Consider the following 11,733-nt stretch of genomic DNA (forward strand, 5'->3'; position numbering starts at 1 on the left):
GGCCCTGCTACGCCGCGGCGCCGCGGGCCGCGAAGCCGTCCGCCAGGTCGCGGGCCATGCGCTCTTCCAGCAGCTCGAAGATGGCGTCCTTGGACAGCACGTAGCGCTCCAGCAGCACGCCCTGCAGCGCGGCGATGAGCTCCTTGTAGTCGCCGATCGCGCCCAGGGTGTAGCTGTAGAGCTCGTCCGCCTTGGCCTCGACCTGGCGCAGCGTGTGCTCGCCGTTGCCGTCCTGTTTGAACTGGCTGTAGTCGAGCTTCGAGCGCGAGTACATCGACAGGCGGTTGACCATCGTGTCGAGCATCGCCGTGGCCTTCTGGATGTCGTTCTGGCTGCCTACGGAGATGCCGCGCGCGCCGTAGAACAGTTCCTCCGCCGCGACTCCGCCGTATAGCTGGATGACGTCGCGCTCCATCTCTTCGAGCGTGCGCAGCGAGACGTCGTCGCCGGCCGACAGCACGTAGCCGAGCGCGTTCAGCTTCGACACGGACTCCGTGCTGATCTTCAGCAGGTGCGATTTTTTCTTGACCTCGGCCAGGCTCATGCCCTGGCGCAGATAGGGGTCGATCTGCATGAAGAAGTGGCCCAGCTCGTGCAGCGCGATGCGTTCGCGCTGCTGCTGCTTGGCCGCCGTGGTGGCGCGGTCGGTCAGGCCGATGGTGGCGCGCTCGAAGGCGCGGAACAGCAGCTCGGTGTCGATCACGCTCTGCTCCTGGATGGCGAGCATGCTGGCGCGGTCGACCACCGTTTCCAGCAGCGCCGGGCTGAGGTTGGCCGTGATCTCGGCCACCTGGTCCAGCGCCAGCCGGTCCCAGGCGACGCAGCCGTCCGCCTTGCGCGCCAGGAAGCGCCGCAGCAGTTCCGTGCGCTCGGCCTGGTTCGGCAGGCGGAAGTTGATCTTCACGGAGAAGCGCCGCAGCATCGCCTCGTCCATCGGGCTGGACGCCTCGTCGAAGTTGGAGGCGACCACCCAGATGACGCCGCTGCCCTGTTCGCTCTTGACGCCGTCGAGCAGGCCGAGCAGGGTGTTGGCCGTGTCGTCCTCCCATTTTTTCTCGCCGCGGCCGCGCGGCATGAACAGCGTCTGCGCCTCGTCGAGGAAGATGATGCAGTTGCCGCGCGCGCAAGCCTTGCGGTACAGCGCGTTCAAGGCTTTCGCGCCGCCGCCGATGTAGCCCGATTCCAGCGCCGAGCCGGAGGCCTGGATCAGCGGCAGGTTGAGTTTCTTCGCCAGGTAGCCGGCCAGCTTGGTCTTGCCGGTGCCGGCCGGCCCCGTCAGCATGACGTTGAAGGGCTTGTCGATATTGTGCGAGCGATACACGGCGCGGTGGCGGATCATGTCTTCCAGGTGCAGCACCTCCTGCTTGATGTCGTCCATGCCGACCAGGTCGTCCATGCTGCCCTTGAGCTGGTCGGGCGTCGTCACGGTGGCGCTCACGCCCATGCCGGGGAGGCCGAACTTGAGCACGAACAGCAGCAGCAGGAGCACGCCGATGTCGAAGGCGTGGCGCTTGAGGAAGGCGGCGGCCGCCGCCGGGCCGCCGGCGTCGTCCTGCAGCGCGGCCTTGTGGGCGGCCAGGAAGTCGTCGCTGGCGATGCCGTAGGGGAGGGCGTGGCGCAGCAGGATTTCACGCTCCAGGCTCAGGTGCGAGGTGCTCGGCACCTTGACCACGTGCAGCTGCGGCCCGTCCTTGAACTTGAAGATGTAGCGCGGCGCCTCCGACAGCGGTTTCGCCACCAGCAGGTAGTCGAGGCGGGCGCGCTGGCCCGGCAGGGCCGTGATGGCGGCGATGTTCTGCGAGCGCAGCACGGGGCTGGCGTCTTGCGCCACGTCGCCGCCCCAGTAGGCGGCCAGCGCGGCGGCCGCGGCCAGCAGCACGGCCAGGGCCACGCGGACATAGGTGTTCTTCAGGGCAAGCTGGAGTTTGTAGAGTGTGGGCATGGCAAGGCTCGACGGTGGCGTGGCAATGGTTCAGCAGTCAGGGCGGCGGGGTGCGGGCGCTGCTTGGACGCAGTTGTCGGGCGGGGGTGCGCGGGGCGGGGCGCGGGCGGCGGGCAGGGCGGCGGCGCCGCTGCCTTTTCGCCAAGAATTCAGTGCCGTGCGGCAATGCGTAATAGGGCGACTATAACGCGATGCGCGGCCTTTGTGTTGGCGCCGATCAGAAAAACCGGGCTTGCGCAACAGCGGCTTGCCGCGCATGCAACAACGCCCCGGGCGCTGGCGCGGCCGGGGCGTTATTGTTCAGTTCGCCACGTTTGCCGTGGCGGCGGCTCAGGCTGCCTTGCGGCGCAGCACGAAGCCCATCAGGCCCAGACCGGCCAGCAGCATGGCGTAGGTTTGCGGTTCCGGCACCGGCGAGATGGAGATCGGCTTGAAGCCGAGGGCGCCGATTTCCACGGTCGAATGGTCGCGCGCGCTGGCCATGACGGAATTGGCGATCAGGCTGCCCTCAAGGTGGCCGCTGCCGGAGAACTGGGCCAGCGGCGCCAGGATGCTGCCCCAGGCGTAGGTGGTCAGGCTGGCGTTCTTGGCTGCCGAGAAATTGAACAGCGTGCGGTCGCCGAAGCCCTGGAAGCCGTTGAAGCCGCCCGACAGGTTCACGCTGGTGGCGCTGTCGTTGATGATGATGTGGGCCGTGCTTTTCAGCGAGCCGAGGTCCAGCGTCAGGTTGCCCAGCGACGAGGAATCGATGTTGAAGACGTTGACGTCGGCGTTCTTGTCGCCGATCAGGGTGTAGCCGCTATTCTGCATGACCACGGTGCCGGTCGACTTCAGCTGCGCAACCGTGTTCGACAGATTGGTCAACTGGGTCTTGGCGGCGGCGAAGTCGATCGGCTTGCCTTTCACGAAGGTGCCCGAAGGGAACCACTGGTCGGCCTTGACGGTGTTGCCGTAGACGGCGCTGCCGTGCTGGATGTTGCCGGTGCCGATTTTCAGGTTGCCGCCGGCCACCAGGACGGGCGCGCCCGTCGGGCTCTTCTGGCCGACCGAGAAACCGCTCAGGAAGACATTGCCGCCGGCTGCCAGGCGGCCTTCGACGTCGCGGAAACCGGAGAAACCGCCGCTGCCGACGTTACCGAAAATGAAGGCGGAGTAGCCGTTGGCGGGGCCCAGGTCGACGACCGTGGCGGCGGCATTGGCGGCGCCGGCGCTGAACAGGGCTGCGGCGACGGCGGGGAAAAGACGGGTAGCAAAGGAAATCGATGTCATAGGCTGGCTCATAGATGAAGTAGTGGGCTTCGGGCGTCAGAACACGGTCACCGAAATCAAGAAAACAACATTATATCTACAAAACAACTTATATTCCTATTTGATAATAAAAAAATTTGTAAAAAAGAGTAAAAAGAATCAATCAGGGGCTGTGATACGGCTGCCGTATCACAGCCCCGAGTATCGGCGGGCGCGTTAGTCGGCGCGGCGGTACAGGCGGAAGCGCTCGGAATCGTCGGACGGGCGGCGCCCCTCCCACACCTTGCTCCACTGTTTGCCGCGGTAGCGGGGCGCAATTTCCACCTCGTCGCGCAGCTTGATGCTGTCCTGCAGCAGCAGCATGTCGCACTGGCCGCCGCGCATGCCGGTGAAGGGCAGCTTGCCATAGTAGGCGAAGGAGGCGCGCTGGGCCGGCCCGGCATTCGTCTCGATGCAATTGAGTCCGGGCGGCAGGCGCTCGGCGATCTGGCGCGACACGCTGGCGTAGCTCTTGCTGTAGTTCAGCTCGGGCAGGAACAGCGTCATCAGCAAGACCCACAGCAGGATCAGGCCGCCCGACGACAGCACCACGGCGCGCCACAGCACGGCCGGCTGGCGCGAGATGCGCCAGTGCACCAGCGCGATCCAGCCGGCCGTCGCGCTGGCGGCGACGAAGAAGGCCAGCAAGTCCAGTTCGGGCTTGTAGCCGGGCACCAGTTTCAGCACATTCTTGGCGAATTGCGCGGGCCAGCCGCTCAGCTTGGCGAGCCAGAACAGCCAGAACACGGCGGCGCAGGCGGTCAGCACCATCACCGAGAACCAGTCGATGGCGTTGATGGCGCCCCGCTTCATCGTCAGCAGGCCGAAGGCGGCCATCACGGCCAGCGGCGGCAGCAGCGGCAGCAACTGGCTTTGTTCGGCGGCCGGGTGGCACAGCACCAGCAAGGCCAGCATGCTGACGAAGCTGACCGGCACGACCACGTGCAGCACGTGGTGCTGGCGGCGCCAGGCGTACACGGCCCAGGCGGCGAAGGGCCAGGCGGGCCAGAAGAACCACATGCCGACGCGGTAAAAGAATTTCAGCGCGGGCAGGCCGGGGGCGCCCAACTGGGCCTGGTTCCAGGCCAGCCACGGCGCCAGCGGCGAGCTGCCGAACGGTTGCAGCAACTGGGCCGGCAGCAGCCACAGCAGGGTGAGCGCGGCGGCCAGCGCCAGCGCCAGCGCCAGGTCGCGCGCCACGCGCAGGGCCGGCAGGCGCAGGAAGCGGGTGCACAGGAACAGCGCCAGCGTCAGCGCCAGCGGCGTGACCCAGCCGCGGCCCAGCGTCAGCGCGCCCAGGGCCAGGCCGACCAGGGCGGCGTTGCGCAGCGACGGCAGTTCCACATAGCGCACGGCGCGGTACAGCATGAAGGCCAGCAGCGTCACCTGCAGCGACTCGGCGGTGTTCTGGTGGCTCTCGTTGAGCAGGCCCAGGCAGCCCAGGTAGATCAGCACGGCGGCGTCGGCCAGGGTGCGGCCGAAGTCGTTCGGCTCGGGTTGGCCGCCGAAGGCCAGGCGCAGCGGCTGGGCGTCGTGGCGCCGGCCCAGGTTGAAGGCCGTGTACCAGACCGACAGCACGCCGGCGGCGAAGATGCCGATGGTGGCGATGCGGGCGCCGAAGACGTCGCCGACCAGCCAGCCGAACAGCTTGATGCACAGCGCGCCCAGCCAGAACGCCAGCGGCCCCTCCTGCGGCATCGCCAGGCCGGCGATGTTCGGCCACAGGTAATCCTGCCAGCCGCCCTGCGCCATCGTCCACATGATGCCGAAGCTGGCCGCGTCGTCATTCTTCCACGGTTCGCGGCCGATCAGGCCGGGCAGGATGTACAGCAAGCCGAGCGCGAACAAGGCCCAACGTGGCAGCGCGAGGGTGGCGGCGGCGGGAAGGCGGACAGGCTTCATCGTTCAGGGGGCGGGAAAAAGTGGGAGTGGACGGAGTATCAACGAAAAAAGGCAGCCGCAGCTGCCTTTTTGTTCGCAAAGCGGCAAAAAATCAGCCTGCTGCGACTTGGGTTTTCGAACCCACGGAACCGAACTTCTGGCGGAACTTCTCGACGCGGCCGGCCGTGTCGACGATTTTGTGTTTGCCGGTGAAGAAAGGATGCGATTCAGCAGACACCTCGATCTTGACCAGAGGGTAGTCTTTACCTTCGTGGTTGATCGTTTCGCGGGTCTGGATCGTCGAGCGGGTGACGAATTTGAAATCGCACGACAGGTCGTGGAAAACAACTTCGCGGTATTCTGGATGGGTATCGAGTTTCATGTGTGCCTCTAATAGATTGGTAGCCAAACAGCACTTCGTCGGTCGTCAAACTCCTTGACCCGATTGCCGATCACTTGCCAGGGTTAAATAATGCAACCGCAGATTATACAGCCCTTTCGCGCCGATGGAAAGCAGCCGGGGACAGACCACGATTTTCAAGAAAACATTTCTCGAAAATGGTGGTCTGTCCCCGGCTGTGCCGCGGCGTTTAGCCGCCGCGGCGCATCATGTCGAAGAATTCGGCGTTGTTTTTGGTCGCCTTCATCTTGTCGAGGATGAACTCCATCGCCTCGATCTCGTCCATCGAGTACAGCAGTTTGCGCAGGATCCAGATCTTCTGCAGCTGGTCCGGCTTGATCAGCAGTTCCTCGCGGCGGGTGCCCGATTTGTTCAGGTTGATCGCCGGGTAGACGCGCTTCTCGGCCAGGCGGCGCTCCAGGTGCACTTCCATGTTGCCGGTGCCCTTGAATTCCTCGAAGATCACGTCGTCCATGCGCGAACCCGTCTCGATCAGCGCCGTGGCGATGATGGTCAGCGAGCCGCCTTCCTCGATGTTGCGGGCGGCGCCGAAGAAGCGTTTCGGGCGTTGCAGGGCGTTGGCGTCGACGCCGCCGGTGAGCACCTTGCCGGAGGCCGGGATCACCGTGTTGTAGGCGCGCGCCAGGCGGGTGATCGAGTCCAGCAGGATGACCACGTCTTTTTTCATTTCCACCAGGCGCTTGGCTTTTTCCAGCACCATCTCGGCCACTTGCACGTGGCGCGTGGCCGGCTCGTCGAAGGTCGAGGCCACCACTTCGCCGCGCACCGAGCGCTGCATCTCCGTCACTTCCTCGGGCCGCTCGTCGATCAGCAGCACGATCAGGGTGATGTCCGGGTGGTTCGCCGTGATGGCGTGGGCGATGTGCTGCAGGATCACCGACTTGCCCGACTTAGGCGAGGCCACCAGCAGGCCGCGCTGGCCCTTGCCGATGGGCGCGATCAGGTCGATGATGCGGCCGGTGATGTTTTCCTGGCCGTTCATCTCGCGCTCCAGGCGCAGCGGCTCGTTCGGGTGCAGCGGCGTCAGGTTCTCGAACAGGATGCGGTGCTTCGACATCTCCGGCGATTCGCCGTTGACCTTGTCGACCTTGACCAGCGCGAAGTAGCGCTCGCCGTCCTTCGGCGTGCGCACCTCGCCCTCGATGGAGTCGCCGGTGTGCAGGTTGAAGCGGCGGATCTGCGACGGCGAGATGTAGATGTCGTCCGTCGACGCCATGTAGCTGGCGTCGGGCGAGCGCAGGAAGCCGAAGCCGTCCGGCAGCACTTCCAGGGCGCCGTCGCCAAAAATCTGTTCTCCTGATTTCGCGCGTTTCTTCAGAATGGCAAACATCAGTTCCTGTTTGCGCAGGCGGGCCGCGTTGTCGATATCAAGACCGATCGCCATCTCCAGGAGGGCGGATACGTGTAGGGCCTTTAATTCAGATAAATGCATAGTGTGTTGAGTGTCCCGAGACGGGAAGTAAAGGTAGGGGAGGGAGCTGCGTGGTGTTGATCACATGGGGGCGGGCTGAATGGGCCCGGTTCCCGGATTGTCAGGCGGCGCTGCGGGCGCACCGCCGCCTATGATACTTAAATATTGCTGTCGATGAAAGAGGTCAATTGGCCCTTTGCCATCGCGCCCACTTTTTGCGCCGCCGCCACGCCGTTCTTGAACAGGATCAGCGTCGGGATGCCGCGGATGCCGTGCTTGGCCGGCACGGCCTGGTTGCTGTCGACGTCCATTTTGGCGATCAGGATCTTGCCGTCGTATTCCTTGGCCACTTCTTCCAGGATGGGCGCGATGGCCTTGCACGGGCCGCACCACTCCGCCCAGAAATCGACCAGCACGGGACGGTCCGCCTTGAGGACGTCGGCTTCGAAGGATGCATCGGTAATGTGTTTGATATTTTCGCTCATATTTTCCTCAATCGAGGGTGTGGGGTCAACAATAATGCCTGGAGATTCAGCCATGTTCGATCTGGTTTCGCCTTCCACGCGTCCTGGGGTGCTGGCTGCAGGTGGGGGCGAGGTGCGCAAATTCAATATTCTTGGAAGGTGCGACCAGAGGGGGTGCAGGCGGGGATGGCTGAAATAATAACCCATTTTCCGCCGGTGTGGCGATTATTGCGGAAAAACTTGATCTGGCCCGCGCCGCCGCAAGCCCGGCGCCCCCGCCGCCCTCAGCCCAGGCGGGCGATGGCCAGCGCCAGCGCCTGCGCCTCGGGCGGCTTGGGCAGGGCCGCCAGCAGGCGCAGCTGGTGGAACTGGGTCATCAGCTTGGCCGAGTTCAAGACCCGGTCTTCCTGGCCCGACAGCAGGATGACGCCGCCGCCGTAGCGCCGCTCGGCCAGGCCGGCGAGCAGCTGGAAGCCGTCCAGGCCGGGCATGTGCAGGTCGGCGATGACCAGGTCCGGCTTCGGCTCGGCGGCGTCGTAGGCGGCGATGCCGGCGCTGCCGTCGGCGGCGTCGCGGATGTCGCTCACGCCCAGCTGGCGCAGCTGTTCGCCTATGGTGGCCAGCATGAAGGCGTCGTCGTCGACGAGCAGCACGCGCAGGCGCGACGGGGCGGCCATCTCAGGCCGCCTGGGCCTGGCAAGCGGCCGCCTCGGCCTGCCGTTGCAGCGCGACCATGTGCAGCAGGTCGTCCGGCTGCATCGGTTTCCGGTAGGCGCCGAGGATGCGCAGGCCGTGGGCCAGGGCCAGGCGCTCGGCCGCCTTGCGCACGGCCGCGTGCATGCCCGACAGCAGCACGACGCCGCCGTCGAAGCCGGCCGCCGCGGCCCGGTCGAGGAATTCGATGCCGTCCATGTCCGGCATCGACAAATCGCAGATCAGCAGCTGCGGCCGGTGCCGGCGCAGCGCCTCCAGCGCCGGCGCGCCGTGCGACTCGCTGACGACGTCGCATTGCCCCAGCTGGCCCAGCATGTCGGCCAGCAGCGCGAGCGTGAAGGTGTCGTCGTCGAGCAGCAGCACGCGCAGCGGCGCGGCGGGGGTCAGGCTAGTGTCATTCATCGTGCACCCTCAAATTGGTCTGGTTTGATCATACCATTTAGTCATCGTTGGCAAAACTGGTATTCTGCATTATCTGCTCGGTGACCCGTTCCAGCAATGGCCACAACTGGCCGACGATGGCGCCGGCCTGGGCCGCCTCCTGGGCCGGGCTGGACACCGGCAGCGTTTCCAGGCTCTGGCACAGTTCGGCCATGCCGAGCGCGCCGACGGTGCGCGCCGAGGACTTGATGCGGTGGCCCAGCTCGCGCGCCTGCTTGACGTCGCCGCGCGCCAGCGCCGTCTCGATGTCGGCGAAGCCCTCCTGGGTGGTCTGGAGGAACTTGAAGGCGAACTTGCGCACTTTCTGCGGGTTGTAGCCGAGCAGCTTGGCGAGGATGGACAGGTCGATCACGTCCGGGTCGCCGGCCAGGGTGGCTTTGAAAACGGGCGGGCGCGGCGGCGGCGCCGCCACCAGCGGCTCGCGCTCGGGCAGCCAGTTGGCGATGGTCTGGTACATCATGCCGGGCTGGATCGGCTTGGAAATGAAGTCGTCCATGCCGGCCTCGACGCAGCGCACCCGGTCCTCGCTGGTGGCCGTGGCCGTCATCGCCAGCACCCGCAGGGCCGCCAGCGCCGGGTCGGCGCGGATGCGCCGGGTCGCCTCCAGCCCGTCCATCAGCGGCATCTGCACGTCCATCAGCACGCAGTCGAACTGGGCCTGGCGCAGCAGGTCGAGGGCCTCGGCGCCGTTGTTGGCCAGGCAGACGGAGGCGCCGGCCTCCTCCAGCATCTCCAGGGCGATTTGCTGGTTGAAGGTGTTGTCCTCGACGAGCAGGATGCGGGCGTGCTTCAGGGCCGCCATCACGGCGGCCGTGTTGGCGCTGGCCAGCAGCGCGGCGGCGGCCTGCTTGACGTGGTCGAGCACGGCCGGCACGGGCGCGCTCGACACGCCCAGGCGCGCCGTGAACCAGAAATTGCTGCCCTCGCCGGGGCGGCTGTCGACGCCCACCTCGCCGCCCATCAACTGGGCCAGTTGCTTGCAGATGGCCAGGCCCAGGCCGGTGCCGCCGTAGGCCCGCGTGGTCGAGGTGTCGGCCTGCTGGAAGGACTGGAACAGCTTGCCCATCTCCAGCTCGGACAGGCCGATGCCGTGGTCGCGCACGGCGAAGCGCACCAGGCAGTCGTGCTCGTCGCCGACGACGCGGGTGACGGTGACGGTGATGTTGCCCTGCTCGCTGAACTTGATGGCGTTGTTGGTGTAGTTGATCAGCACCTGGCCCAGGCGCAGCGGGTCGCCGCGCAGCACCGGCGGCAGCAGCGGGTCCAGCTCGAAGACCAGGCGCAGGTTCTTGCCGGCCGCCTTGGGCGCGACCACCGTCGTCAGGGTCTGCATGACATGGTCGAGGCTGAAGTCGACGCGCTCGATCTCCAGCTTGCCCGCCTCGATCTTCGAGATGTCGAGGATGTCGTCGATGATGCCCAGCAGGTGCTCGCCGGCGAAGCGGATTTTTTCCAGGTAGTCGCGCTGGCGCGGCTCCAGCTCCGTCTTCAGCGCCAGGTAGGCCATGCCGATGACGCCGTTCATCGGCGTGCGGATTTCGTGGCTCATGTTGGCGAGGAACTGGCCCTTGGCCTGGCTGGCCTCCTCGGCCACCTGCTTGGCCTGGTCGAGCTGCTCGGTGCGCTGGGCGACGCGCTCCTCCAGGTGTTCGTTGAGCTCGCGCAGGGCCGCCTCGCTGCGCTTGTGGTGGGTGATGTCGGTCAGGCTGGAGACCACCAGGCCGATTTTGCCGTGCTCGTCGGCGATGGCTTCCGTGTTCACGGACAGCCAGCACAGGCTGGCGTCGAGCTGGGCCACGCCCATGACGACGTCGCGCACGGCCCGGCCCGTCGTCAGCGCCAGGTGCACCGGGTGGCTGGCCTCGTCGAAGGCGCTGCCGTCCTCGCGCACGGCCGGCCACAGCCGGCCGTTGCCGGCGCTGGCGGCGAGCAGGCGGGCCGCCGCCGCGTTGCTTTCGAGGATGCGGCCGGCGCTGTCCTGCACCACCAGGCCGTTGGTGACGGCGTTGAACACGGAGGCCATGCGCTGGTTCGAGAGGCGCAGCGCGACGGCGGCCAGGCGCCGCTCGGTGATGTCGGTGATCATGGCCAGCGTGCCGCCGTGGCCGCCGTGGTCGGCCAGGATGGGCGTCGTCGACAGCAGGCCCCACAGGCTGGAGCGGTCCTTGCGGAAGAAGCGGAAGTCGCCCTGCTCGGGCTGGCCGGCGTGGCGCCGCTGCAGGTGCTGTTCGAGCTGCAGGTGGCCGTCCGCGTCCATGAATTCCTGCATGGCGCGACCGAGCATTTCCTGCACCGTGTAGCCGAGCATGCGCGCCATCTTCGGGTTGGCGAAGGTGGTCTTGCCGTCCGCGTCCGTCATCCAGATGCCCTCGGCGGCCGTCTGCACGATCAGCCGGTAGCGCTCGCTGCTGGCGTGCAGGGCTTCCTCGGCGCGCTGGCGCTGCGTCATGTCGCGCAGGGCGACGATGGAGAAATTCTGCCCGGCCAGGCGCAGCGGCGACAGGTTGACCTTGGCCGGGAAGTGCGAGCCGTCGCGGCGCCGCGCCGTCAGCACCCGGCCCGGCATGCTGGCGCGCGAGAACAGCTCGCGCTGGCCGGGCGGGCCGCGCATCGTGTCGGGCACCAGCTGCTCCATCGACAGGCCGGGCAGGGCGTCGGCCGGGTAGGCGAAGCAGCGCGCGCCGATCTGGTTGGCGTAGTGGATGTGGCCGTCCTGGTCGGCCAGCAGCATGGCCTCCGGCGCCGCTTCGAGGATGGCGCAGACGCGCGCCTGCTCGTCGGCCTTGCGGGCGCTGATGTCGTCGAGCGTGCCGGCGGCGCGCAGCGCCAGGCCGGCGGCGTCGCGCTCGGCGACGCCGCCGCGCGCCATCACCCAGGCCCAGTCGCCATCGCCGCGGCGCAGGCGGAACTCGCCGCCCGGCACGGCGCCGCCCGGGCCGGCGGCCGCGGCGATGGCCTGGAGCACCCGCTCGCGGTCGTCCGGATGGATCTGCTCGGCCCATTGGGACGGCGCCGGCGCGGCCGCCGCGTCGGCGTAGCCGAGCATCTGCAGGCAGCGCCCGGACAGCTGCGGCGCGCCGCCGCGGCGCCAGGCCCAGGCGCCGGGGGCGGCGTCGGCGGCCGCCTCGGCCTGGGCGGAGGCGGCCAGCAGGCCCGCCTCGGCCGCGGCCAG

General features: G+C 67.1%; 9 protein-coding genes. All 9 read right to left on the reverse strand.

All coding sequences use genetic code 11. From position 1 onward, the window contains the following. Nucleotides 1–7: 7 nt before the first annotated feature. The gene (locus OIK44_RS19005; RefSeq protein ID WP_273672965.1) at nucleotides 8–1,942 is read right to left on the reverse strand and encodes an AAA family ATPase; all 1,935 of its coding nucleotides are present in this window, start codon (nucleotides 1,940–1,942) and stop codon (nucleotides 8–10) included. A 330-nt stretch (nucleotides 1,943–2,272) separates the two neighbouring features. Next, complete coding sequence (locus tag OIK44_RS19010; protein WP_273672967.1) at nucleotides 2,273–3,211, reverse strand: choice-of-anchor A family protein; 939 nt, start codon at nucleotides 3,209–3,211, stop codon at nucleotides 2,273–2,275. Between the two features lie 195 nt (nucleotides 3,212–3,406). Continuing rightward, entirely contained in the window at nucleotides 3,407–5,131 is a 1,725-nt protein-coding gene (locus OIK44_RS19015; protein WP_273672969.1) for an ArnT family glycosyltransferase, read from the reverse strand. Between the two features lie 91 nt (nucleotides 5,132–5,222). Then, a complete protein-coding gene (locus OIK44_RS19020) occupies nucleotides 5,223–5,492 on the reverse strand; it encodes a type B 50S ribosomal protein L31 (RefSeq protein ID WP_273672972.1) in 270 nt (89 codons plus the stop codon). A gap of 208 nt (nucleotides 5,493–5,700) precedes the next feature. Continuing rightward, entirely contained in the window at nucleotides 5,701–6,963 is a 1,263-nt protein-coding gene (gene rho / locus OIK44_RS19025; RefSeq protein WP_035787757.1) for a transcription termination factor Rho, read from the reverse strand. Nucleotides 6,964–7,100: 137 nt separating this feature from the next. Then, a complete protein-coding gene (gene trxA, locus OIK44_RS19030) occupies nucleotides 7,101–7,427 on the reverse strand; it encodes a thioredoxin TrxA (RefSeq protein WP_273672973.1) in 327 nt (108 codons plus the stop codon). Between the two features lie 263 nt (nucleotides 7,428–7,690). Then, nucleotides 7,691–8,083 carry a response regulator transcription factor gene (locus OIK44_RS19035; protein ID WP_273672974.1) on the reverse strand — a complete coding sequence of 131 codons (393 nt, stop codon included), beginning with the start codon at nucleotides 8,081–8,083 and terminating at the stop codon, nucleotides 7,691–7,693. Nucleotide 8,084: 1 nt separating this feature from the next. After that, nucleotides 8,085–8,522, reverse strand: a complete 438-nt coding sequence (locus tag OIK44_RS19040; RefSeq protein ID WP_273672975.1) for a response regulator — start codon at nucleotides 8,520–8,522, stop codon at nucleotides 8,085–8,087. A gap of 37 nt (nucleotides 8,523–8,559) precedes the next feature. Continuing rightward, the coding region (locus OIK44_RS19045) for a PAS domain S-box protein (protein WP_273672976.1) at nucleotides 8,560–11,733 on the reverse strand (3,174 nt) is incomplete at its 5' end.

It is taken from the genome of Janthinobacterium fluminis (assembly GCF_028595325.1).
Lineage (GTDB): Bacteria > Pseudomonadota > Gammaproteobacteria > Burkholderiales > Burkholderiaceae_D > Janthinobacterium > Janthinobacterium fluminis.